Annotated in this window: 17 protein-coding genes; 12 read left to right on the forward strand and 5 right to left on the reverse strand. The window is 69.3% G+C overall.

What is annotated here, in order from left to right; all coding sequences use genetic code 11:
• Nucleotides 1-165 precede the first annotated feature (165 nt).
• The 5 genes from CYFUS_RS42225 to CYFUS_RS42245 all read left to right on the forward strand — a co-directional run bounded on the left by CYFUS_RS42225 (nt 166) and on the right by CYFUS_RS42245 (nt 7,378).
• Complete coding sequence (locus tag CYFUS_RS42225) at nt 166-3,165, forward strand: choice-of-anchor D domain-containing protein (protein WP_232537120.1); 3,000 nt, start codon at nt 166-168, stop codon at nt 3,163-3,165.
• 92 nt (nt 3,166-3,257) lie between these two features.
• Nucleotides 3,258-4,412: a serine/threonine protein kinase gene (locus CYFUS_RS42230; RefSeq protein WP_095990361.1), complete on the forward strand. Its 1,155-nt coding sequence runs from the start codon at nt 3,258-3,260 to the stop codon at nt 4,410-4,412.
• A 185-nt stretch (nt 4,413-4,597) separates the two neighbouring features.
• Complete coding sequence (locus CYFUS_RS42235; RefSeq protein ID WP_095990362.1) at nt 4,598-5,494, forward strand: heme/hemin ABC transporter substrate-binding protein; 897 nt, start codon at nt 4,598-4,600, stop codon at nt 5,492-5,494.
• Nucleotides 5,475-6,554: a FecCD family ABC transporter permease gene (locus tag CYFUS_RS42240; protein ID WP_232537121.1), complete on the forward strand. Its 1,080-nt coding sequence runs from the start codon at nt 5,475-5,477 to the stop codon at nt 6,552-6,554. Before CYFUS_RS42235 ends, CYFUS_RS42240 begins: the two co-directional genes overlap by 20 nt.
• Nucleotides 6,551-7,378, forward strand: coding sequence for a heme ABC transporter ATP-binding protein (locus tag CYFUS_RS42245; protein ID WP_095990364.1), 828 nt, complete (start codon nt 6,551-6,553; stop codon nt 7,376-7,378). The genes CYFUS_RS42240 and CYFUS_RS42245 overlap by 4 nt, the downstream gene beginning before the upstream one ends.
• Nucleotides 7,379-7,380: 2 nt before the next feature.
• Here the strand turns inward: CYFUS_RS42245 and CYFUS_RS42250 are convergent, their stop codons facing one another.
• The 3 genes from CYFUS_RS42250 to ttcA are packed head-to-tail and all read right to left on the reverse strand — an operon-like array spanning nt 7,381 to nt 9,888.
• Nucleotides 7,381-8,202: a phosphate/phosphite/phosphonate ABC transporter substrate-binding protein gene (locus tag CYFUS_RS42250; protein ID WP_095990365.1), complete on the reverse strand. Its 822-nt coding sequence runs from the start codon at nt 8,200-8,202 to the stop codon at nt 7,381-7,383.
• 19 nt (nt 8,203-8,221) lie between these two features.
• The gene (locus CYFUS_RS42255) at nt 8,222-9,049 is read right to left on the reverse strand and encodes a TerB family tellurite resistance protein (RefSeq protein WP_071896165.1); all 828 of its coding nucleotides are present in this window, start codon (nt 9,047-9,049) and stop codon (nt 8,222-8,224) included.
• Nucleotides 9,028-9,888 (reverse strand): tRNA 2-thiocytidine(32) synthetase TtcA, encoded by an 861-nt coding sequence (gene ttcA, locus CYFUS_RS42260; protein ID WP_095990366.1) that lies wholly within the window; start codon nt 9,886-9,888, stop codon nt 9,028-9,030. Before ttcA ends, CYFUS_RS42255 begins: the two co-directional genes overlap by 22 nt.
• A 76-nt stretch (nt 9,889-9,964) precedes the next feature.
• On the opposite strand from ttcA, the gene CYFUS_RS42265 reads away from it, so the two are divergent.
• The 4 genes from CYFUS_RS42265 (at nt 9,965) to CYFUS_RS53450 (ending at nt 13,282) form a co-directional block, all read left to right on the forward strand.
• Entirely contained in the window at nt 9,965-11,131 is a 1,167-nt protein-coding gene (locus CYFUS_RS42265) for a ribonuclease D (protein ID WP_095990367.1), read from the forward strand.
• A gap of 156 nt (nt 11,132-11,287) precedes the next feature.
• The gene (locus CYFUS_RS42270) at nt 11,288-11,638 is read left to right on the forward strand and encodes a hypothetical protein (RefSeq protein ID WP_198316327.1); all 351 of its coding nucleotides are present in this window, start codon (nt 11,288-11,290) and stop codon (nt 11,636-11,638) included.
• Between the two features lies 1 nt (nt 11,639).
• Nucleotides 11,640-12,887: a DUF2339 domain-containing protein gene (locus CYFUS_RS42275; RefSeq protein ID WP_232537122.1), complete on the forward strand. Its 1,248-nt coding sequence runs from the start codon at nt 11,640-11,642 to the stop codon at nt 12,885-12,887.
• A complete protein-coding gene (locus CYFUS_RS53450) occupies nt 12,806-13,282 on the forward strand; it encodes a DUF2339 domain-containing protein (protein WP_232537123.1) in 477 nt (158 codons plus the stop codon). Before CYFUS_RS42275 ends, CYFUS_RS53450 begins: the two co-directional genes overlap by 82 nt.
• Before the next feature lie 11 nt (nt 13,283-13,293).
• On the opposite strand, the gene CYFUS_RS42280 is transcribed toward CYFUS_RS53450, so the two are convergent.
• Nucleotides 13,294-13,704, reverse strand: coding sequence for a hypothetical protein (locus tag CYFUS_RS42280; protein ID WP_232537124.1), 411 nt, complete (start codon nt 13,702-13,704; stop codon nt 13,294-13,296).
• Between the two features lie 42 nt (nt 13,705-13,746).
• Here CYFUS_RS42280 and CYFUS_RS42285 point away from each other — a divergent pair, with 42 nt between their 5' ends.
• Nucleotides 13,747-15,186 (forward strand): DUF92 domain-containing protein, encoded by a 1,440-nt coding sequence (locus CYFUS_RS42285; protein ID WP_095990369.1) that lies wholly within the window; start codon nt 13,747-13,749, stop codon nt 15,184-15,186.
• 67 nt (nt 15,187-15,253) lie between these two features.
• Nucleotides 15,254-16,951 carry a glycoside hydrolase family 13 protein gene (locus CYFUS_RS42290; protein WP_095990370.1) on the forward strand — a complete coding sequence of 566 codons (1,698 nt, stop codon included), beginning with the start codon at nt 15,254-15,256 and terminating at the stop codon, nt 16,949-16,951.
• A 36-nt stretch (nt 16,952-16,987) separates the two neighbouring features.
• Here CYFUS_RS42290 and CYFUS_RS42295 read toward each other — a convergent pair whose 3' ends face one another.
• Nucleotides 16,988-18,712, reverse strand: coding sequence for a sensor histidine kinase (locus CYFUS_RS42295; protein ID WP_198316328.1), 1,725 nt, complete (start codon nt 18,710-18,712; stop codon nt 16,988-16,990).
• Between the two features lie 1,301 nt (nt 18,713-20,013).
• Between CYFUS_RS42295 and CYFUS_RS42310 the strand changes: the two genes are divergently transcribed.
• On the forward strand, nt 20,014-23,502 hold the full coding sequence (locus CYFUS_RS42310; protein WP_095990374.1) for an NACHT domain-containing protein: 3,489 nt from the start codon (nt 20,014-20,016) through the stop codon (nt 23,500-23,502).
• Nucleotides 23,503-23,519: the final 17 nt, after the last annotated feature.

The following is a 23,519-nucleotide window of genomic DNA, read 5'->3' on the forward strand; positions in this document are numbered from 1 at the left end:
AAAACTCGTTCACCCCCCAGGGCAAACCCTTTCCGTCGGTCCAACACCTACACCTCCCCATTCGCCCACAACCCCCTGGAATTCCTCATCCGTGATCGGCCGCTTGGACTGGTACGGAATTTGATGGAAGCAGCGCAGGAATTGGGTGCGAGGCGGGGACGGGTGATGATGAAAGAGCGAGGCGGTAGGCGGCTCATCAAGTTGTCGCTGTTGGCGGGGCTCCTGGCGGCGTGCCACGAGACGGGGGAGACCCGGGCGGTCCAGGCCACGGCGGCGGTGGACACGAACGCGCTCGATTTTGGCGAGGTGCCGGTTGGCGAGTGGCGCGAGAAGGTCGTGCGCCTGCGCAACGTGGGCTACGTGCCCTTCCATGCGCTGGAGGCGCTGAAGCTCGGGGACAACCCCTCCTATGAGGTGTCCTTCGACGGGGACGCGCGGCTGATGCCGGGGGAGGAGAAGCTGGTGAAGGTGCGCTTCCACCCGCTCACGGAAGGGGGCAGCGAGGCCTCGTTGCAGGTGCGGACGGACGCCAACTCGGGCAAGGAGCACACGGTGCGCGTGCTGGGCCAGGGCGCGCCGCTGACGGTGCGCATGGAGCCCGAGGTGCTCGACTTCGAGACGCTCGAGGTGGACAGCGAGCGCGTGCTGCGGCTGACCATCACCAACCCGGTGGACCTGCCGCTGAGCGTGGAGGTGAAGGGCGAGGCCGCCACGGCCTTCAGCGCGGAGAACATCACCGTGCCGCCGCTGGCCACCTACCAACTCGAGACGAAGTACTTCCCGCGCGACCTGGGGCAGATGCGCGCGCAGGTGGAGGTGCGGCCGTGCGCCACGTGCACGCCCTCCGTCGCGGGGCTCACGGGCCGCTCGGTGGCGAGCGCCTTCGAGTTCGATCCCTCGCCGGTGCCCTTCGACTCGATTCCCGTGCACGAGACCACGCGCTCCTTCACGCGGGCGCGCAACATCACGTGGCGGCCCGTCACCATCCAGGCGCTCAGCACGAGCGACCCGGCCTTCACGCCGCTCAACGCCATGACGGCCACGGAGGTGAAGCCGGGCGAGGTGGTGCAACTGCCCATGCAGTTCGCGGCGCGCTTCTCCGGACCCAACACGGGCAAGCTGAAGGTGGGCTACCAGTCGGACAAGCCGCGCACGACCGAGGTGGCGCTGGACGCGCGCGGCGGCCGGCCCACGCTGGCGGTGGCCCCGCTGGCGCTGGACTTCGGCGAGCTGCCCGCGGGCGGCAAGCTGGGCAAGACGATCCGCATCACCAACGCGGGCACCACGGGCAACCTGTACTTCCGCGGGGTGAAGGCCACCGGGAACGTGGAGCACTTCTCGGTGGACGTCATCCAGCGAGGCAAGGCGCCCCAGCCCTGGAAGCCGGGCAGCGCCTGGCCCGCGCTGGAGACGGACGACCTGCCCATCGCGCCGGGCACGGACGCGTTGGATCTCACGGTGTACTACGAGCCCAAGGCATCGGGCGCCTGGCAGGCCACGCTGGTGCTCGTATCGGATGACCTGTTCAACCCCGAGCGCACCATCCTCTTGACGGGCAGCGCGCGGGAGACGGGCGCGTGCGTCTTCACGCTCAAGCCCCAGCCGGAGATGGACTTCGGCAACCTGGAGCCGGGCCGGGGCGCGGTGCTGGGCTTCCGCTTCGACAACGCGGGCCGGGCCGAGTGCGCGGTGAAGGACATCCACATCTCCAACGACGCGGGCGGCGCCTTCACCATGCCGGGCGGGAAGATCGTCGGTGGCGTGGTGCCCTTCGACACGGCCTTCAGCGCCATGGTGTCCTTCCGTCCGCCCGCGGCGGGCGACTACGTGGGCGAGCTCAAGCTCACGGTGAACGACCCGGCCAACCCCACGGTGACGCTGCCCCTGCGCGGCACGTCGCGCGCGAGCTGCCTGGTGGCGGCGCCGGCCTTCGTGGACTTCGGGCCCATCCGCTATGACTGCGCGACGACGCCCCGGCGCACGCTCGTCTCCAACCAGTGCGCCACGCCCGTGGCCGTGACGGAGACGCGCATCGGCGCGGGCACGAGCGACCAGTACCAGCTCCTCTCGCCCCTCACCCTGCCGCGCACGCTCGCGCCCGGCGAGGGCTTCGAGCTGGAGTTCTCCTATGCGCGCAACGTGCTCGGCCAGCACTACAGCCCCTTCTTCGTGAAGGAGCAGGCCGAGCCCACGCCGCTGATGATTCCGCTGCTGGCGGAGACGAACCACGAGGGCCTGCAGCTCGACCGCTTCATCCAGGGCACCGACAGCCAGCTCGACGTGCTCTTCGTGGTGAGCAACACCACCACCATGCAGGACTTCCAGGCGCGGCTGAAGGCGGCCATGCCCGGGTGGCTGGAGCGGGCGCGGCAGGCGGGCGTGGACGTGCGCATCGGCGTCACCAGCACCGGCCTGAGCACGCGCTCGCCGACGTGCGCCAACGCCACGGCGGGCGGCGACGCGGGCCGGCTCGTGCCGGCGGACGGCACCCGCCCGCGCACGCTCTCGAGCAGTTCGGCCACGGCGGCCCAGGGGGTGCAGGCCAACATCGACGCGCTGGGGCTGTGCCACAACCTGGTGCAGGGCCTGGAGACGATGCGCCAGGGCCTGTCCTCGCCCCTGGCCACCAGCGCGGATGATCCACGCACCCCGCTGCCCAACGACGGCAACCTGGGCTTCCTGCGCGCCACGGCCCGGCTGGCGGTGGTGGTGGTGTCCGACGAGGACGACCACTCGGGCTTCGAGCCGGAGAGCTACGTGCAGTTCCTCCAGGCCCTCAAGGGCACGGGCATGGCGCACCGCAGCCAGCTGTACGCCCTGGTGCCCACCGACGCGCGCTGCACCACCGCGGGCGGGCCGGGCGCGCGCTTCTCCACCGTCGCCCAGCGCACGGGCGGCGCGGTGGACTCCATCTGCCAGAGCGACTACGGCCCCTTCCTGGACAACCTGCTCCAGCGCGCCGGGGGCCCCCAGGCGGACTTCCCCCTGACGGCCACGCCCAACGGCCTGGCGGAGATGTCCGTGCGCGTGGGCGGCACGACGGTCGGTGTGGACAAGTGGACCTATGACACCCAGCACAACACCCTCGTCTTCAAGAGCGGGGCGGTGCCGGTGACGGGCCAGACCATCGAGGTGCGCTACCGCAGCGTCTGCGCGGCCCCCTGAGCGGCGGCCCCCACTCCCGGTGGATTCCCGCCCGGACCCGGGCGGGAACCCTTCCGCTGGTGGCCCGGAGGCGGTTATGGTGGACGCCTCTCGTGGAAACCTTCGGCCGTTACGAACTGCTGCGCAAACTGGCGACTGGCGGAATGGGTCAGGTCTTCCTGGCCCGTCAAACGGGGCCCGTGGGCTTCCAGAAACTGCTGGTGGTCAAGCGGCTCCTGCCGCACCTGTCCGAGGACCCCGAATTCATCCACATGTTCCTGGACGAGGCGCGCATCGCCGGGGTGCTCAACCACCCGAACATCGCGCAGATCTACGACCTGGGAGACGTGGACGGGGTGCTCTACATCGCCATGGAGTACGTCCACGGCGAGGCCGTCAGCCAGGTGAACGTGCACGCCCGGCAGCGCAAGGGCGGACTGCCGCTGGGGCTCAAGTGCCGCATCATCGCGGACGCGGCCGCGGGCCTGGGCCACGCGCACCAGGCGCGCACCCCCTCGGGCCGCAAGCTGGGCCTCATCCACCGGGACGTGTCCCCCCAGAACGTGCTCGTGGGCTTCAACGGCAACGTGAAGCTCATCGACTTCGGAGTGGCCAAGGCCGTTGGCAAGCTGTCCCAGACGGTCGTCGGCACCATCAAGGGCAAGCACGCGTACATGTCTCCGGAGCAGGCACGGGGCGAGGAGCTCGACGCGCGCTCGGACGTGTACGGCCTGGGCACCGTCTTCTACGAGCTGCTCACCCACCAGCGGCTGTTCAAACGGGACACGGACATGGCCACCCTCAAGGCCGTGGTGGGCGCGCGCGTGCTGCCCCCATCCGAGGTGGTGCCCGGCGTTCCCAAGTCCCTGGACGCGGTGGTGATGAAGGCGCTGGCGCGCCGGCGCGAGGAGCGCTTCCAGAGCGCGGGGGACTTCCAGCTCGCGCTCGAGGACTTCCTCGTCTCCGAGCGGCTCGCGGGCACCCAGGCCCACCTCACCGCATTCATGAAGGAGCTGTACGCCACGGAGCTGGAGGAGGAGCGCTTCGCCAGCGAGCCCACCGTCATCCAGTTCGACCCCCGGCTGTCGCGGGAGATCAGCTCCTCGTCGGAGACCCGGGTGGGCCCGGCCCAGGCCCCGGCTCCGCGCCCCAAGCCCTCCGCCGCGAGCCCCGCGCCCGCGCGCAAACCGCAGACCGGTGGCTCCACCCCCGGCAGGCCCGCCGCGAAGGTGCCTCGCCCGGGAGATGACGGCTCGAAGGGCAAGTAATCGCCGGGCCTCCCCCTCCCGGCCCCCATCCGATGCTTCGCTTGACAGCGCCCCCCAGGAGAAGGGAAGGTCTGCGCCCCAGGCTTGAATTTGAGAATCAAACTCAAATTCGCCCCTCCCACGGACGGGTGTGCACCCGGCCAGGGGGGTGCCCGGGACCGGCCCTTTCCCGGAGCGCAGCCACCATGAGAGCTCTCGCCATTTCGATGCTGTTCACGGGGACGCTGCTCGTCAGTCCCCTGGCCTCCGCCGCGCCGGTGAAGGGGGCCGACGGGCAGACGGTGGAGATCGCCCCACCCAAGCGCGTGGTGGCCGTCAACTCCTCGCTGGTGGAGATCCTCTTCGGACTCGGCAAGGGCGACACCGTGGTGGGCACCGACATCGGGGGGAACTTCCCCCCGGAGCAGGCGAAGATCGCCAAGGTCGGCCACCCCTACCACCCGAGCGTCGAGGGCATCATCAGCCTCAAGCCGGACGTCGTCGTGGCCAGCCAGGAGAACCTGGAGGCCGCCACCGCCGTCCAGCTCCGGGGCGCGCGCATCCCCGTGCTGGTGCTGGAGAACTCCTCGAAGGAGGGAATCGCCGGACTCAAGCGGCGCATCGACGCCGTGGCGCGGCTGCTCGACATCCCCGAGGCCGGCCAGAAGATGACGCGGGAGATCGATCAGCGGCTGGCGGAGCTCAACAAGCGCATCGCCGCGACCAAGACGAAGCCGCGCATCCTCTTCATCTACGCGCACGGACCGGGCGAGGCCTTCGTCTACGGACGGGACACGGGCGTGCACGTGCTCATCGAGCTGGTGGGCGGCCAGAACGCCGCGGACTTCACCACGGGCACCAAGGCGCTGACGGCCGAGGGCATGGTGCTGGCCGCCCCGGACGCCATCATCATGCTCCACCGGAGCCTGGAGGCCGTGGGCGGCGTGGCCGGAGCCCTGAAGCTGCCCGGCGTGGCCCTGACGCCCGCGGGCAAGAACTCGAAGATCATCGGCGTGGACGACACCGTGCGCTGGGTCGGTCCCCGCTTCCCGCTCTTCGCCGACTCCCTCTTCACGGCCCTCCATGCGAACGCTCGGCCTTGATCAACCGGAGCCGTCCATCACCCACGTGCCCTCCGCCCGGAGCCGGCGCGTCCAGGGAATGCTCGTGCTCGTGCCCCTGCTGGTCGGGTGCATGATCGTCTCCATGGGCGCGGGAGCCATGTCCATGAGCCCCGCCCAGGTCGTCTCCATCCTCTTCGCGAAGGTGGGCCTTCCCCCCCTGGCCACCTTCACGGATCAACAGGCCGCGGTGATCCACGCCGTCCGCCTGCCCCGCGTCCTCATGGGAGCGCTGGTGGGCGCGGCGCTCGCCATCGCGGGTGCGGCCCTCCAGGGCCTGTTCCGCAACCCCCTGGCCGATCCCGGTCTGCTCGGGGTCTCGGGAGGCGCCTCGCTCGCGGTGGCTGCGGTCACCGTGCTCAAGGTGAACCTCCTCGGCCTCCACACCCAGCCGGTGGCGGCGTTCGGGGGCAGCCTCGGGGCCATCCTCCTCATCTCCTCGCTCGCGCGGGGCAACGGCAGGACCCAGGTGGCGACGATGCTGCTGTGCGGCGTGGCCATCAACGCCCTGTGCCTGGCGGGCACGGGCCTCTTCACCTACCTGTCCACGGACGATCAACTGCGCACCCTCACCTTCTGGCAGCTCGGCTCGCTCTCGGGAGCGACCTGGGAGTCGGTGTCCACGCTGGCGCCGCTCGTGCTGGTGTGCGCCGTGGGCGTGACGCTGCTGAGCAACCCGCTCAACGCCCTGATGCTGGGCGAGTCGAACGCGAGCCACCTGGGCATCTCCGTGGAGCGGCTCAAGTGGCAGCTCGTGACGCTCGTGGCCCTGGGCGTGGGCGCGGCGGTGGCCTTCTCCGGGATGATCGGCTTCGCGGGGCTCGTGGTGCCGCACCTCATCCGCATCTGCCTGGGACCCAACCACCGGGTACTCCTGCCCCTGTCGGCGCTGCTCGGCGCGACGCTCCTGGTGCTCTCGGACCTGGTCGCGCGCACCGTCGTCATCCCCTCCGAGCTGCCCATCGGCATCGTGACCGCGCTCACCGGCGCCCCCTTCTTCCTCTACCTGATCCTGAGACAGCGGAGGCTCCCCGTCTCATGACCGCGGCCCTCGAAGTCCGTCACCTGCACTGCCAGATCGGCACCACCCCGCTGCTCACCGGAATCGACCTGGCCCTGGAACCGGGCGAGTTCCTGGCCATCATCGGGCGCAATGGCGCGGGCAAGAGCACGCTGCTCAACCACCTGACGGGGGAGATGGTCGGCCAGCAGGGCGAGGTGCGCGTCTTCGGCGCGCCCCTGGTGAGCCAGCCGCGCGAGGAGCTGGCCCGGCAGCGGGCCGTGGTACCGCAGAGCACGACCCTCCCCTTCGCCTCCGAGGTGCTGGAGGTGGTGATGCTGGGAAGGATTCCCCACCTGCGCCACCGGCCGGAGTCGCGCGAGGACGTGCGCATCGCGCGCGACTGTCTGGCGCGGGTCGGACTGGGCGGCTACGAGGGGCGCGACTACCTGACGCTGTCCGGAGGAGAGCAGCAGCGCGTCCACCTGGCACGCGCGCTCGCCCAGCTCCACGGTTCGCCCGGACAGCGGCTCATCCTCCTGGACGAGCCCACGAGCGCCCTGGACGTCGCCCACCAGCACCGCACCCTGCAACTGGTGAAGGAGCTGACGCGGGAAGGCGTGGCGGCGCTGCTCATCCTCCATGATCTGAACCTCGTCTCGCAGTACGCGGACAAGGTGCTCGTGCTCGCCGAGCGGCGCGTGCTCGCCTTCGGGACGCCGCACGAGGTGATGACGACGGAGGTGCTCACCCGGGCGTTCGGCTACCCCATGACGGCCCTGCCCCACCCCTGGCTCGAGTGCCCGCTCATCATCTCCGGCGAGCAGCACGCGCACGCCCCGCGCGCGCACGTGCCGAGGGCCTGAAGCTAGAGACTCGCGAGGGCCACGCGGTAGAGCGCGCGGTAGCCCATGCGGGGCGCCGGCTCGAAGCGATCCGCGGCGAAGAGGCTCTCCAGCAGGCGTCGGCCCTCCTCGCGCTCGTGCAGCCCCAGGAATGCGCGCTCCAGCAGCCCCACGAGCTCGGGCGCCACGCCCATGCCCACGGGCACCCCGTCATTGGGCGCTTCCTCCGTGTAGGCGAGCCGCGAGAACGCCCCGCCGTGGCCCGGCAACACCACCTCCACGCCATCCGCGTGCGTGAGCCCGGTGGACTCCGGCGGGCAGAACACACTCGCCACGTCCGCCTGCCCCTCGAGCACCGCCTCCAACGCGGCCCGGTACGAGCCGGTGAAGAGCTGCGAGGAGAACACCTTGGCGGGCTCCAGACCCCGGGCCTTCAGGTACGCCGCTGGCAGCAGATAGCCGCCCACCGACTCCCGGTCCACCCACGCCACGCGCTTGCCCCGCAGCCCCTCCATCGTGAGCCCCGCGTCCGCGCGCGCCACCAGCGCCGAGCGGTAGGAGGAACGGCCGCGCCGCACGCCCCGCGCCAGCACCCGCACGCCCAGGGCCTCCACGCGCGCGCACACGAAGGGCGGCGCCCAGATGGCATCCGCCCGGCCCGCGAGCAGATCCTTGGCGAGCGCCTCGTAGCTGGCCGCCACGCCCACCTCCACCTTGCGGCCCAGCGCGCGCGCGAGGAACGCGCCGAGGGGCTCGGCCCGCTCGAGCGCGGGCGCGTTGCCCAGCGAGGGAGGCAGACCGAACCGGAAGGCGACGCGGCTCTGCGCGGGAGGCGGAACGGGCATGTCGGGCGGGTCTCCTCGCTCAGGCCTGCCGATCCAGCCGTGCCACCTCGTCGTCCGCCAGCCCGAAGGTCGCCTGGAGGATGTGGAGGATGCGCTGCTCGGCCGCCGTGGGCTCCTGCCCGCCCGCGTGCGCGATCTTCGTCGCCAGCCGGTAGGCCTTGAGCCGCTGGGCGTGCGTCGTCAGCCCGTGCGCGAGCACGTGCAGCCGCTGCGGCAGCCCCTCGGCCACGAGCGCCGACACCGCCTCGCTCACGAAGTCCTGCGCCCGCTCGGGGCTCACGTTGTGGAAGAGCGGATCCGACGCGAAGCTCTCCACCAGCTCGCGCGCCTCCGCCTCCTTGAGCTTGCCGTCCGCGGCGCTCACCAGCACCATCACCTCGGCGTACAGGCGCTCGAGCGGCTCGCCCAGCGCCTCCGAGAGGCTGCCGCCCCCCTCGATGACGTCGATGATCTGCGCCACCTCGTCCTCGGAGATGCCGAGCGCGGCCTGGAAGAGCTTGAGCAGGCCCAGCTCCGCGCGCGTGGCCCGGTGGTCCGCGAACGCGATGGCCGCCGCCAGGCCGAAGCCGAGCATCCGCGACTTGTGGCCCACCAGGCGCTCGCGCAGCGAGGTGAGGATCTCCTCCAGGTCATGCGCCTTGGACAGCCGCTTGGCGCTCGCCTCCACCAGGGCGTTGAGCTCCTCGGGCTTGGTGCCCTCGAACTCGGGGCGCTCGATGACGCGGCGGAGCAGCGTCTGCAGCTCCAGCTGCGTCACCTTTCCGTCGGCCATGGCCGCCAGCAACATCACTTCCACCAGTGCCGCGTTGCGCTCCTTGCGCGCCTTCACTGCCTGTTCTCGAGGCATCCGCCCACCCTCCCTTCGTTCGTGCCACCGTCGTGTTGTGCCTGCGCGTCCACAGGCGATGCGCCCTCGGACGCGAGCGCCGAGAAGTCGAAGAGCTCCCGGTCCATCAAGTGGCTCGGACGCACGTTGCTCATGGCGGACAGCACGCTCTGGCGCACGTTGGGGATGTCGCGGCCCAGCTCCTCCACCAGCTTCTGCATGCGCTTGCGCTGCAGGTTCTCCTGCGAGCCGCACAGGTCGCACGGGATGATGGGGAACTGCTTGAGCGCGGCGAACGCGGCGATGTCCTTCTCCGGCGCGTAGCACAGCGGGCGGATGACGGTGTTGCGGCCGTCATCGCTCTTGAGCACCGGCGGCATCGCCTTGAGCGAGCCGGCGAAGAAGAGGTTGAGCAGGAGCGTGTGGACGAGGTCGTCGCGGTGGTGGCCGAGCGCGATCTTGTTGCAGCCCAGCTCCACCGCCGCCGTGTAGAGGATGCCGCGGCGCAGGCGCGAGCACACCGTGCACTGCGTCTTGCCCGGCGGCGTCTTCTCGAGGACGACCGAGTAGGTGTCCTCCTTGAGCATCTTGTAGGCGAAGCCCTCGCTCTGGAACCAGCCCTCCAGGACGTGCGCCGGAAAACCCGGGTGGCCCTGATCCAGGTTCACCGCCAGCAATTCGAATTTCACTGGGGCGCGGCGCTGCAATTCGCGCAGCAGGTAGAGCAGGGTGTAGGAATCCTTGCCTCCCGACACCCCCACCATGATGCGGTCTCCCTCGGAGACGAGGGAGTAGTCCGAAATGGCACGGCCCATGTGGCCGAGCAGGTTCTTTTCCAAGCGGAGCACATCGGGAGTCATTGGGTGTCATCCTAGCTGCGATGGCGGAAAAAACACCCTCCACGTGGAGGGCCGGTCCGCTAGCCTGCTTTCCGCCATGCCGACCTTTCCCACGGGAGCACAGGACATCGAGGACGCCGCGGCGGCGCAAGCGGCCGCCCGTACGCTGGAGCAGGCGCGCGAGCTGTCCGTGGACGTGGAGACGGACGCGATGCACTCCTTCCGCGCCCGCCTGTGTTTCCTCCAGCTCGCCACGGACACGGACGTCTTCCTGTTCGACACGCTCCAGCCCGGCGTGCACCCCTCGCTGCTCTCGCGGGTGATGGAGGATCCGGATCGCACCAAGTTCTTCCACGCGGCCTCGGGAGACCTGCCCTTCCTGGCCGAGGCGGGCGTGCGCGTGCGCGGGCTGTTCGACACGCACCGCGCCGCCACGCTCCTGGGCTGGCCCAAGGTGGGCCTGGCGGATCTCGCGCGCGAGCGGCTGGGCGTGGAGCTGCCCAAGGAGCACCAGCAGTCGGACTTCGCCCTGCGGCCCCTGCCCCCGGGGATGCGCGACTACATCGCCAACGACGTGCGCTACCTCGTGGAGCTCGGCCGCCAGGTGCGCGAGGAGTGCCGCAAGGCGGACGTGCTCGAGGAGGTGCTGCTCGACTGCCAGCGCATGTGCGACGAGGCCGCGGCCCGGCCCGACGTGGGCACGGAGTTCAAGCCCAAGCTGCCCAAGGGCGGACTGACCCCGGCGCAGCTGCTGCTCGCCAACGCCATCGCCCAGGCCCTGCACAAGAAGCGCCTGGAGTGGGCCGAGGCGGAGAACGTCCCCATGGGGCGCACGCTCTCCAACATGGCCATCACCGACATCGCGCTCAAACCGCCCGGCAACACCAAGGAGCTGGCCCGGGCCGCCGGCGTGCGCGGGGCCTTCGTGCGCGCGCACGGCGAGGAGGTGATCGCCCTGGTGCGCGAGCTGCTCGAGAAGTCCCGCCAGGGCGAGCTCAAGCCGGAGGTGGAGGAGCGGGGCCCGCGCGACGCCAACCGGCGCAAGCGCGAGGACGCGCTCAAGGCCTGGCGCTCGGAGCAGGCGGCGGCACGCAAGGTGACCCCCTCCGTGGTGTTGCCCAACGCACTCTTCGATGCCCTCGTGTCCCGTCCCCCCGCCAACCTCGACGAGCTGCGCGCCCTGCCCTATCTGGGCGACAAACGCGTGGGTCTCTATGGCGAGGGAATCCTCGCGGTGCTATCGCAGTACCCCGTCCAGGCATGACCCCCCGCGGGTATATGGATGTGTGCTCCCAAGGGACGGGACGAGGGCGCGCGACGGCGATGTGAAGGAAAGCGGACATGTCGTTCGCTGAACGTCGGACCGGTTGCGGCCCTGGGGAACGTGCGTAGCTTGGGAGCGGTTGTGGAGGTGGCGGGCATGTCTGGAGTGCGACTCGGTGGCGCGACGGTGGACATCAATCAATGCATCGTGGCGAGCCAGAGCTGTCAGGCATCCTGCGAGGCGGCGATGAATCAGTTGGTGGCGAGCGGCATGCGCGCCGACAGTGAGCCCATGCGCCTGCTGCGCCAATGCGCGGAGCTGTGCGAGCTGAACGTGCGGGCGCTGCGCAAGGACAGCCAGTTGTCCCGGCGCACGGCGACGCTGTGTTTCGAGCTGAGCAATCAGGTGGCGCGCGCCGCCTGGCTGGACGGGAACGCGGCCAGCCACGGGCTCGCCCGCGATGCGCTGCGGCTGGCCCGGGCCTGCCGGCCTCTGTTATTCACCTGACATGGTGGAGGACGAGTCGCGGAACCTGGCGGAGGTGGTGCGGCGGCTGGAAGAGACGGTGTCCCGGCTGGAGAGCCGCATCGCCCACCTGGAAGCGACGGACGCGCCCCCGCGGCCCCTCGTGCCTGAAACACCCCCGCCCGAACCCGGTCCCGCGCCGGAGACGCGAGATCTGGAAGCGCACCTGGGCACGTACTGGCTGAGCCGGGCGGGCATCGTGGCGCTGATCCTCGGCTTCTCCTTCCTCATCATCTACCACTTCGGGGACCTGGGCGTGCTCGCGCGCGTGGGAGCGGGCTACCTGCTGAGCGCGGGACTGTCCGCGCTGGGGCTGTGGCTGTCGCGGCGCCACGAGCTCTTCGGGCGCATCGTCTTCGGCGGAGGGCTCGCGCTCGCCTACTTCGTCACGTACGCGTTGCACTTCGTGCCCGCGGTGCGCGTCATCGACAGCGAGGTGCTGGCGCTCGTGCTGCTGGCGCTCAACACCGTGGCCATCGTGGTGATCGCCCAGCGCATGCACTCGGAGACGGTGGCGGGCATCGCGCTCTTCCTCGGGCTGCACACGGGGATGCTCAGCGACATCACCCTCTTCACCCTGATGTCCACCAGCCTGCTGGCGGCCGGCGCGCTCTTCTTCCTGGTGAAGAACCGCTGGGTGATCGTCCCGCTGTCGAGCCTGGTGGCCGTCTACTCCACGCACGTCGTGTGGGCCATGCGCACGGAGGCCATCGCCCCGGGACAGCCCGCGCACGAGCGGCTGGCGTTGAGCCTCGCCTTCCTGGTGCTCTACTACGTGCTCTTCTCCGTGGCGCTGCTGCTCTACCCGCGGGAGTTGTCGCGCAGGGCCGGGCTCGCCTTCGCGCTGCTCAACTGGGTGGGGCTGCTCACCCTGGGCGCCGTGGAGGTGGAGCGCTGGGACCGGCCCCACCTCTTCGCCTTCTTCGTGGCGGTGGCGCTCGCCCAGGGCGTGGGCGGCGCGGCGGCCCGGTGGCGAGGCGCCTCCTCCGCGCTCTTCCAGGCCTACCTCGCCACGGGGGTGCTCACCCTCGCCCTGGGCGTCCCCACGGAATTCGAGGACGCCACGCTCGTGCACACGTGGACGGCGGTGGGGCTCGCGACGGGGCTCGCCGGACGCGCGCTGGGCGCGGGGCCTTGCAGGCGGTGGCGGTGGCCCTGCTCTACGTGGCCCTGGGCGCCACGTGGCTGCCCCCCTCGGGCCGCGCGCTCCTGGATGCCGCGCTGCTCGTGAGCTTCACGCTCGTCGAGCGCGCTACGGTGGTGCCCCTGGACAACCGCCTGCCCGCTCCGGTGACGGGGCGGGGCCGCACCGCGCTCCAGGCCCTGTGCGCCGTGGGCGTGGGACTCGCCGGGGTGTGGTTGCTGGGCGAGGTGATGCCGGGGGAGCTCACCACGCTCGGCTGGGGCGTGGCCGCCTCGGGCCTGTTCCTGCTGGGCTTCGCCGTACACGAGCGTTGGTACCGCTTCGTGGGCCTCGGTGTGCTGGCCTTCACCCTCGGCCGGCTGATGTTCGTGGACCTGTCGGGGCTGCCGCCCGACCAGCGCATCCTCACCTTCCTGATGCTCGGGGTGATGCTGCTGGCCGTCTCGTACGTCTACACCCGGGTGCGCGCCCCGCGCGGCTGAGTCCCCGCCGTCTACTGGGTGAGGTCGTCCAGCACCTCGGAGAGGGTGGTGGCCTTCAGGGAGAGTTCGAGCCAACGGTCAAGGGTCGCCACATCCGAGCACGACAAAATCCGCTGTCGGGCCGCCTCGTCGACCTGCACGCCGCGCACGGTGAGAATCCGCAGGATGGCCTCTGCACGCCCTTGGAGCAGGCCCTCTTGCCGGCCCTGCTGGAGTCCCCGTTCGATGAGTTGCTCGCCGTAGCTGCGCATCAGCTCCTCCGTCCTTCTCCTGCCCAGCACCGAATGTAACACCTGCCCGGCGGCTTCATGCACGGGCTCGCCCCCTACCCAGAGCAGGTAACGAATGACCACCACCAGATGCTCGGCTCCCTCGGCGTCCGCCTGCACCTGGGCGAAGAGGCCCTCCCACTCCAGCAGCACTCCAAGTCCTCTGACACCTTTCCTGCGACTACACTCGCGCCCATGATGAGCCAGGATCTCCAAGCGCTCCTGCTGTCCTATGGCTACGTGGGCGCGTGCGTGCTGGTGGGCGAGGTGGCCGCGCGCCGGGGTGTCCCCCGCGAGCTGGCGCGCAAGTTCATCCATGTGGGCGTGGGCCTGTGGATCTTCGGCATCCTCGCCCTCTTCGAACACCGGGAGTGGGCCGTCCTGCCCTCGCTGACGGCGGCGGTGGGCAACTACGTCATCCACCGCAAGCGTCTGCTCCAGGCAGTGGAGGCCCCACAGGACAACCTGGGCACGGTCTGGTTCGCCCTGTCCTTCTCCGCGCTGGTATGGGGGGCATGGGATCGGCCCGCGGTGGCGGTGGGCGGCATCCTGGCCATGACCATCGGGGACGCGCTGGCCTCGCTGGTGGGCCGGCGTTTCGGGCGCCACCGCTATGAAACGCTGGGTGGGGAGTCCAAGAGCCTGGAGGGCTCGCTGGCCCTGTGCGCGAGCACCTTCCTGTGCGTGCTGGCCGCGCTCACGTGGCTGCCCGGACTCCCCCCCGACATGCCCCGGGTGACACTGGCCCTGCTGGCGGCGGTGGTGGCCACCTGCGTCGAGGCGCTCGGCACCCGGGGACTGGACAACCTCTGGGTGCCACTGGCCACCGGCGGCGTGCTCGCGTGGACTCCCGCCGCTGACGCCTGGGGACTGGGCATGGGCGCGGGCATCGCCCTGCTCATCGGCGTGGCGGCCTGGGCCCGAGGCTCACTCAGTCCGAGTGGTGTCCTCGGCGCGATCCTCATCGGCACGCCCGTCTTCGGCCTGGGAGGCCCGGCGGGGACCGTGGCCCTGCTCGGCTTCTTCTTCTCCTCGAGTGCCCTGTCCAAGATGTTCCGCGCGCGCAAGGCGGACGTGGAGGCCGAGTACGCCAAGACGGGGACGCGTGACCTGGGGCAGGCCCTGGCCAACGGGGGCGTGGCGGCCGTGGCCGCCGTGCTCCTGGCCACCACCGGGGACTCGCGCTACCTCCTCGCGATGCTCGGCGCCCTGGCCGCCGCCAACGCGGACACGTGGGCCACCGAGCTGGGGGTCCTCTCCCGCTCGCCCCCCAGACAGATCACCACCCTGCGGCCCGTGCCGCCCGGCACGTCCGGTGCCGTGTCGGCGATGGGGTTGCTCGCCTCCACCGCGGGAGCCGCCTTCGTCGCCCTCATCGCCCTGCCCACCGGCTTGTCGTGGAGGCTCGTGCCGTGGCTCGTCCTCGCGGGAGTCGTGGGCTCGTTGAGCGACAGCCTCATGGGCGCCACCGTGCAGGACGTGCGCTGGTGCGAGTCCTGTGCTCGGGAAACGGAGCGCCGGGTCCACCGCTGTGGCCGTCCCACCCGGAGCCTGCGAGGCCTCGGCTGGTTGGGCAATGACACCGTCAACGTGCTCGCCACCGTCACGGGCGCCGCGCTCGCCTTCTGGGCATAAACCCTCCCGGGGGCATTCACTCCCCGGAGCAACTCACATCCACCGCGATTCCAGCGAGGAGACGAACATGACGCCCCCCAACGCCCCCCCTGCCATTCCCTGGTGGAAGGACGCCGTCGTCTACCAGATCTATCCGCGCAGCTTCCAGGACAGCAACGGGGACGGCATCGGCGACCTGCGCGGCATCATCCGGCGACTCGACTACCTCAAGCGCCTCGGCGTGGACGTCCTCTGGCTGTCGCCGATCTTCGCTTCCCCCAACGACGACAACGGCTACGACATCTCCGACTACCGCGCCATCATGCCCGAGTTCGGCACCATGGCCGACTTCGAGGAGCTGCTCCGGGAAGCCCACGCGCGCGGCCTGAAGATCATGCTCGACCTCGTCGTGAACCACACCAGCGACGAGCACCCCTGGTTCATCGAATCCCGAGCGGACCCGCGCTCCGGCAAGCGCGACTACTACATCTGGAAGAAGGGCCGGGAGGGCCAGCCGCCCACCCGCTGGCAGTCCTTCTTCAGCGGTCCCGTCTGGGAGAAGGACGAGAAGAGCGGGGAGTTCTACCTGCACCTCTTCAGCCGCAAGCAACCCGACCTGAACTGGGAGAACCCCGCGGTGCGGCGCGAAGTCCACGACCTGATGCGCTTCTGGCTCGACAAGGGCGTGGACGGGTGGCGCATGGACACCATCAACATGCTCAGCAAGCACCCCGACTACCCCGAGGGCCGGCCCGTTCCCGGAACGACACTCACCGACGGCGGGCCGTACTTCCTCAACGGCCCGCGCATCCACGAGTTCATCCAGGAGATGTACCGCGAGGTGCTCTCCCACTACGACGTGATGACCGTCGGCGAGACGCCCGGGGTGGCGCCCATCGAGGGCGCCCTGTACTGCGGCGCCGAGCGGGGCGAGCTGAACATGATCTTCCACTTCGAGCACGTGTTCCTCGGCGACGACACCGTCGAGCACGGCAAGTGGAGCAACCCTCCACTGACCCTGCCGGGCATCAAGCGCGTGCTGGCGCGCTGGCAGACGGAGCTGCACGGCCGCGGCTGGAACAGCCTGTACTGGGACAACCATGATCAGCCCCGCGCCGTGTCCCGCTTCGGCAATGATCGGGAGTACCGCGTGGAGAGCGCCAAGATGCTCTGCACCGTGCTGCTGTTCATGCAGGGCACGCCCTACATCTACCAGGGCCAGGAACTCGGCATGACCAACGTGTCCTTCGAGAGCATCGAGCACTACAAGGACATCGAGACCCTCAACGCCTACAAGGTGCTGCGCGACGAGCACGGCTGGGACACCACGCGCATCCTCGCGGGCGTGTACGCCCGAGGACGGGACAACGCCCGCACGCCCATGCACTGGTCCGGAGAGAAGAACGCGGGGTTCACCGAAGGCATGCCGTGGATCGCCCTGAACCCCAACTACCCGGACATCAACGCCGAAGCGGCCGAGGCGGACCCGCACTCCGTCTGGCACCACTACCGGGACGTCATCGCGTTGCGCAAGGCACTGCCCGTCGTCCGCGACGGCACCTTCACCCTGCTGGATCCCGTACATCCCACCGTCTTCAGTTACGTCCGGGACGACGGACACACCCGCCTGCTCGTGGTCGGGTACTTCAGCGGCCAGCCCGAGGCGTATCGGATTCCCGAGGAGTTCGTCGGGGGTGAGGTGCTCAGCAACAACTACCCGTCCCTGGAGGGCACGCGGGAGTTGCGACTGAGGCCCTACCAGGCGCTGGTCATCCGCGCTCGCTGACCCGCGGCCGCGGAAGATGAAGAGCGGGACCCCTCGTCAGTGGACGGCGGGTGGGTGTACCTCCGGGTCCGTCTCCTGGGCGCACCCGGGCTGGGCCGGAGCCTGAACCCGCATGGGCAACAGGACGGTGAAGCTCGAGCCCTCGCCAAGACGGCTCTCGACGGAGACGCGGCCCCCGTGCGCCTCCACCACGCGCCGGACGATCCACAACCCCACCCCATACCCGCTGACGTCCCGATCGAGCCGCACGCGCTCGAAGCGCTCGAAGAGCCGCTCCTGATCCTCCGGCGCGATGCCCACGCCCTGGTCCCGCACCACGAGCTTCGCCGTGGTGCCATCCGTGCTCACCGTCAGGTCCACGGGCTGGCCCTTGCCGTACTTCACGGCGTTGGACAGCAGGTTGTCGATGACCTGCTCGAGCCGCAGCCGATCCCACATCCCCTCGATCCGGCCTTCCGAGTGGACCCGCATCTGCACACCGCGCTGACGCAGCTCTTCGTCGAGCGTGCCCACGGAGCCGCACACCAGCTCGACGAGATCCAGCTTCTGGCGCTTCAGCTCGAGCCGGCCCGCCGTCATCTGGGAGATGTCCAGCAGGGCATCCATCATGCGCAGCATCCGGTCCGTCTGCCGCTCCATCGACTCCAACCGGGAGACCAGCTTCTCCGGGGCGCGCGGCCCGTCGTCTCCAGGCAGCATGTCCCGGCGCACGGCATGCAGTTGCAGGCGCAGCGAGGTCAGAGGGGAGCGCAGGTCGTGCGACGCCATGGAGAGGAACTCGTCGCGCGCCGTGAGCGCCTCCTGCGCCTTGCGGAACAGCCGCGCGTTGTCCACCGCGAGGCCCGCCCTGCGCACGAATTCCTCCGCGAGCGCGAGGTCCGCCGGCCCGTAGCTCCTGCCTGGCTTCACCGCCACGAAGGAAATGGCGCCGAAGGTGGTCCCGCGCGCCTTGAGCGGCACGCACATGTACGAGCGCGCCCTCAGCGACAGGAAGCGCTCCGGCGTGTCGACCCCGAGCGCGGCCCGCACCCACGCGGCCTCGAGCGTGTCGGAGCAGAGCTCGGCCTGACCCGTGCGCACCACCTGCCGGATTCCCCGCGTCGGCTTCGACTCGGCCTCGGGTAGCACACCCAGCAGGCCCCGGACCGTGGACTCCCGAGTGGGATCCACGTGCGCGGCGGCCCGCACCGCCAACCCATCCGGGCCCTGGACGGCCACCGAGCACCAGTCCGCCATGCCGCGTACGGCGAGGCGAACCACCTCCTGCAGGGTCTTCTCGTATTCGAGCGAGCCGGTCAGCACCTCACCCGCCTCGGCGAGAAAAGCCTGTGCCTTCTCCGCCCTCCTGCGCTCGGAGAGATCCCGCGCGATGTTGGAGAAACCACGCAACCGCCCGTCCTGGTCGCGCATGGCGCTGAGCACCACGCTGCCCCAGAAGCGCGAATTGTCCTTGCGGATGAGCCACCCCTCGTACTCGGAACGCCCTTCCTGCTCCGCGCGCTCGAGGATCCGCTCCGGCACCCGCTCCGCGTTCTCCTCCTCCGGGAAGAAGCGCGAGAGGTGCAGGCCGATGGCTTCCTGCGTCGAGAACCCCTTGAGGCGCTCGGCGCCGAGATTCCAGTTGTTCACCCGCCCCTCCACCGACAGGGCGAAGACGGAATAGTCCCGCAGGCTGTCGATGAGGAGCCGGAAGCGCTCCTCGCTCTCGCGCAGCGCGACCTTGGACTCCGGCTCCTCCTTCCGCTCGTTGTCCGCGGACATGCACGTCCCCCGTGGCTCATGAGGCCCCAGAACCAAGGTATGCCCGCCCCCGGTGCCGCTCGTGATGGCCTGCTCGCTCCCTCGCCGACGAATCATCCGAGCACGTCCGCCCGCCACAGACCAAACGTGTCACCTCTCGTCCTCACACTGGAGGGTGGCGGCATTCAAGGCCTCCAAGGAGAGGCCTTGCTCGATTCGCGCCGGTCCCTTGATGGGTTCAAGGTGGAGCTCTGGGCTGAAGCTCAGCACCGCGCGGGGCCCGATCTCCAGGCGCAGCAGGTCCCTCGACTCCCTCCAGGGAAGATACGAATCTCGCGGGTAGGGCCCCCCCCAATACCAGGGATGAAGTGGACAGAAGAAAGGGAATATCATCTGATACTCGCAGATACAGCAGGGTCTCAGCATGAGGGGTTCGCCCCCCCGTGAATCATCCCGCGAGCCGGACTTCGTGCGAGAGATTCGAGTCTTCATGTCCGGCTTGTTGACGTTCCAATATTCCACATAGCATTCAGAGCGAGGGGTTGCCTCCTTGGAGGAGGTAGGGTTCGGCTCATCGGCGCGCGCATAGCCGCCCCCTTGTCCCCCCATCGCAGTGGCCATCACCACGGCCCACAATCGCTCTCTCCAGCTGGCTCCCCACATGAGCATCTTCCCTGGACCTGACCATGGGTCCGGAATCTGGGTAACGATCCAACATCCGTCAAACACGTATCACCGAGCCAGGGTTGACTGGCCCATGGCGCGGTGGATCTGATCTGAGTGACTACGTCCCAGACGGATGTCTTTTTCGATGTGGAGATAGCACGGGCTACCTGCCACGACGGAAAGGGAGCGCACGAGCCGACCTTGAACATGCAAGGGGGGCATCTTGCTCGTGGAGGCGAAAGCCAGTCCGCCCGAGGCCACGATGCCGCTGGCTGGAGCGCGGGCTGGCTCACCTTCCATACAAATCACGCATGGACTCTCTATCCTTCATGAACGCGCGCGCGGGGGCGTCTTCCTTGTGGAGGCGGAGGCCAGTCTGGCTGATGACCCTGTCATGCCTCTTGGTGGTGTGCGGGCAGGCACGAAACTCCATCGCGGCCAGCCTGCGTGGCAGCCCCATCTGGCCCGTTCCGATAGCGACCTCGCCGGCCACGCTCGTTCCCTGGGGAGATGGGCAACACGTCTGGGTAGTGGATGAGCACGGCGCCCGTGTCGTGGATCGACAAGGCAATATCACCCATGAACGTGGCTCCTGGCTGGCCGCCGGGTTCCGTGTCGTCTCATTGATCCAGACCCCGATTCCCGGGAGGGCCTGGGTGTTCACGAGCGCCCATCCGACGGAAGGCCAGGCCAACCAGGCCCGACTCTACCTGGTGGAGGCCGGCCAAGACTCGGTGACGGGGCGCGTCCTCCTCGAGGCGGAGAAGCTCATGCAATTCCGGCAACAGCTCTTTCGCTCACCCGCCGATGTGTATCCCAGTCAGCTTCCCTCGGAACCACTGGAGCCGCATCAGCAACTCTGGGTGCTCATGAATCGCTCCGGCTCGGATCTCATCTCCGTGATCGATGCGCAGGGCAACGCCACGCGCGCCATCCCTCTCTCGGCCCTGGATTCGTCAGGCGAGGATCCGTACGTCTGGTGGCAGGTACTACCGATAGGAAAGCAACCCATGGCCTGGCTCAAGACAGGTCAACAGCTCTTCTTCCTGGACACCAGGACTCGCTCCGAACGATGGCGACCCCTGCTCAGCGGGCAGGGTAGATTCTGGGTCGTTCCGGGCCCAGACGGACTGCGGGCATGGGTGATGGCGGAGGAACACCCCCCAGGAAGCAACATTTCGAGGCGGCAGCTCTACACCCTCGACCCGCGAGCGCCTCCTGGCGCCCAATCTACCCTCCTGCTGCGAGGAGCTTCCATCCAACAGCTCGTTGCCAGCGTGGATGGCTCCAGAGCATGGGTCGCCGGTTCCTTGAAGGCCTCCGGAGAAGGCGGACTCCATCTCATCGACATCCACGGCAAGTCCCTCTTGCCAGGGGGACCCCTCTTCAAGGGACAACGGGTGCTCCTCTACAGGACTCCCACCGATCGGCTCTGGGCCCTGACCGAATCAGGGGGCGTTTTCCTGTTGGATGCGAAGGGCAGGCTCCTCGCCGGGCAGGAAGGGCTGCTCTCATCGCTCGTTCAGGAGGAGGGAGGTCTGCGTAAGCTCGTCACCTTCCCCGCGGGAGCGGAGGACTTTCTGGTATCGGCGTGCCTGGAAGCAACGAGCAAGGTCATTCACGTGAAGCACCGGGCGGCTCGGGTGGAGGCCGTGCCACTTCTGGAAGGCACCCAAGCGTCCGTGCAGGGAGTCGAGCCCGACGGCACGGGCGCATGGCTCCAGAACGAACACGACGGCACGCTGTCCTTCGTCTCCTTGGAGGGGTCGCACGACCAGGCGACCCTTCCCGTCATGAAGGGCGCCGAGGTGTCGATCGTCATTCCCTCGGGCGAGCGGATGGGAGGATGGATCCAGACAGGCTCCGCCAGCTTCGCCACCGTTCCCCTGGCGGAGATGGGCGCCACCCTGAAGCTTCGGGGCGGCGAGCTGCGCGTCGAGCCGGGCGGAAACGTCACGGTCCAGGGAAGGCTCGACCTGAGGGCTCCACTCCGCGAGGACGAGGCCAGGAGTGTGGATCTGCGGTGGCCGGTTCCCGCGCCCACCGACAAGATGGCGGGACGCCTGGAGGTCACGCTGTGGGACAGTGACAGGGCGGAGCCCCTCGTGGCCTCGGTCACCCGCCAATACGCTCCGGGCACGCCTCCTCCCAAGCTCGACTGGTACATGGATGAGCACTCATTCGGAAGGCGTCCCCTCAAGGTTGTCTTCCTGTACCAGGACGCGGCGGGAACGCAGACCAAGCTGGAAGTGAGCGACGTGCTCTTTCATGCACCGCTCATCGAACAGGTGTGGTTCCGCACGACGCTGGCCTGCCTCCTGGCGACGCTGCTCTTCGTCCTTCCCCTGATGTTCCTCCCTCGCCAGCGTCTTGCCCAGCGCTGGCTCCCCTTCCTGGGCTGGAGCGCGAACGTCCTGGGTGGCAGTGGGCTGTTCCTCGCCGGTATGACCAACGCCTGGAGGATTCATTTCCCCAGCTTCGTGGGAGTGCTCTTCCTCGAGCTGCTCCTGGGGCTCGTCCTGGGACTCGTCTCACCCGCGGCCTTCCGGCTGCTGGCCTCCACCCGGCCATTCTGGTGGCTGGTCCCCGTGGCGCTCGGACTGCCCTCCACGCGCAGGCACGTCCAGGCCGAGTACGTGGCGCACGTGGGCCGCAAGGTGGAAGCCTGGCGCCGCCAGTCCAATCACGAACGCTATGTCTCCCTGCCCGCACACTTCCGGGAGGGAACGACACCTGCGTCGCCCGCGGGGACACCGGCCCCCGCCTCTCCGACGTACCTGACCCGGGAACTACCGGAGGAGCGCATCGCCCGATTCCTCACCCAGCCGGCCGGAGGCCATGTCCTCATCGAATCCCCGGGAGGGCGTGGCAAGAGCGCGCTGCTGCGCGAGGTGGTGCAACGGATGCTCTCGGACTTCCTGGAGGATCCCTCCAAGCCCCTGCCCGTGCTGTGTGACGGGCGCGGACCCACGCTGGAGGGGATTGTCTTCCAGGCGCTGGCGTCCAATCCCCTTCCGAAAGACATCCACGAGGTCCTGTTGCTGCGCGGGGACTACGTCCTGGTGGTGGATGGCCTGACGGAGTCGGCACTGAGCACCGAGTCCCTGAAGGCGTTCCTGGATGGAAGATATGGGCACTGCGTGAGGCTGCTGCTCACCTCGAGGCCCCACCTCGGTTTTCGACAGGCCGTGGAAGGCTCCAGACGCTGGATGATCGCGGAGCCCAGACGCCTGGATGACGAAACCCTGGGCCGCTTCATCGCCGCCTACGCCCCCGAGGGACATCCACGGGCCGAGGAGAGGCTGGAGGCCTGCCGGGGAGCCGATGGAACCTACCTGCCCATCCTGGTCCGGTTGGCCCTGCTGTTCGCTCACGACTCGGGGGAGGGCATCGCCGCGCTCTACGAAGCGGCCTTCCGGGGTCTCCTGCGCCGGCAGGGCGTCTCGGGGGAAGAGGACACGGAACTGCTGGCCTGGGCGGGGGAGTTCTGTCTGCGGACGTACTGGGCCCAGGGCATCCGCTCGCTGCGCTACCGGAACGCACCGGAGCAGGAACAGATGCGGAAGCTGCTCCACGCCGGGCTGCTCGTCCCGGAGGACGCCTACGTCACGCCAGGGCAGCACCCGGGACAGGTCCGCTTCTTCCACGACTCCATGCAGAGCTATCTCACCGCCCGCGGGCTCTTCACGCGGGTGCACGCGGAGCTGACCTGGGACCTGCTCTGGCGCGCCGCGGCTGATCCCCTCTTCCGCACGGACCCCTCCGAGCTCGACTCCGGGGCGGATTCGGAGCTGTTCCAGATGTGCATGCAGGTCTTCGGCCCCGAGGAGAAGCTCCGGAGGGAACTGCGCAGACAGCTCCTGGAGTGGGCCACACTCCATGACGATGACCTCTCCAAGCGGGACATCCTGAACACCGTGCCAGAGGACAAGCGGACCCACCTGGAAGCGCTGCTCCACACGGGCGCCGAGCTGTCTCCAGGAAGCGTCCTGCGGGCGGCCGTCTCCGTCTGCCAGGAGCAGCTCGCCAGTCTGGGGACACTCTACATGCGACTGGCCCAGCGGCTCTGGCCCTGGCATCGGCCAGAGCCGGAAGAGGCGTGGGGCATGGACTCCGAACAGAGCGCGCGGCCAGGGGCTCACTGACGGGCCGCTGTCGTGGG

The organism is Cystobacter fuscus (genome assembly GCF_002305875.1).
Classification (GTDB): domain Bacteria; phylum Myxococcota; class Myxococcia; order Myxococcales; family Myxococcaceae; genus Cystobacter; species Cystobacter fuscus_A.

What these genes read in the sequence shown, in the direction of transcription:
- CYFUS_RS42225 (WP_232537120.1), top strand. Translation starts at nt 166, where the DNA reads ATGATGAAAGAGCGAGGCGGTAGGCGGCTCATCAAGTTGTCGCTGTTG.
- CYFUS_RS42235 (WP_095990362.1), top strand. Translation starts at nt 4,598, where the DNA reads ATGAGAGCTCTCGCCATTTCGATGCTGTTCACGGGGACGCTGCTCGTC.
- CYFUS_RS42240 (WP_232537121.1), top strand. Translation starts at nt 5,475, where the DNA reads ATGCGAACGCTCGGCCTTGATCAACCGGAGCCGTCCATCACCCACGTG.
- CYFUS_RS42245 (WP_095990364.1), top strand. Translation starts at nt 6,551, where the DNA reads ATGACCGCGGCCCTCGAAGTCCGTCACCTGCACTGCCAGATCGGCACC.
- CYFUS_RS42250 (WP_095990365.1), bottom strand. Translation starts at nt 8,202, where the DNA reads ATGCCCGTTCCGCCTCCCGCGCAGAGCCGCGTCGCCTTCCGGTTCGGT.
- CYFUS_RS42255 (WP_071896165.1), bottom strand. Translation starts at nt 9,049, where the DNA reads ATGCCTCGAGAACAGGCAGTGAAGGCGCGCAAGGAGCGCAACGCGGCA.
- ttcA (WP_095990366.1), bottom strand. Translation starts at nt 9,888, where the DNA reads ATGACTCCCGATGTGCTCCGCTTGGAAAAGAACCTGCTCGGCCACATG.
- CYFUS_RS42265 (WP_095990367.1), top strand. Translation starts at nt 9,965, where the DNA reads ATGCCGACCTTTCCCACGGGAGCACAGGACATCGAGGACGCCGCGGCG.
- CYFUS_RS42270 (WP_198316327.1), top strand. Translation starts at nt 11,288, where the DNA reads ATGTCTGGAGTGCGACTCGGTGGCGCGACGGTGGACATCAATCAATGC.
- CYFUS_RS42275 (WP_232537122.1), top strand. Translation starts at nt 11,640, where the DNA reads ATGGTGGAGGACGAGTCGCGGAACCTGGCGGAGGTGGTGCGGCGGCTG.
- CYFUS_RS42285 (WP_095990369.1), top strand. Translation starts at nt 13,747, where the DNA reads ATGATGAGCCAGGATCTCCAAGCGCTCCTGCTGTCCTATGGCTACGTG.
- CYFUS_RS42290 (WP_095990370.1), top strand. Translation starts at nt 15,254, where the DNA reads ATGACGCCCCCCAACGCCCCCCCTGCCATTCCCTGGTGGAAGGACGCC.
- CYFUS_RS42295 (WP_198316328.1), bottom strand. Translation starts at nt 18,712, where the DNA reads ATGTCCGCGGACAACGAGCGGAAGGAGGAGCCGGAGTCCAAGGTCGCG.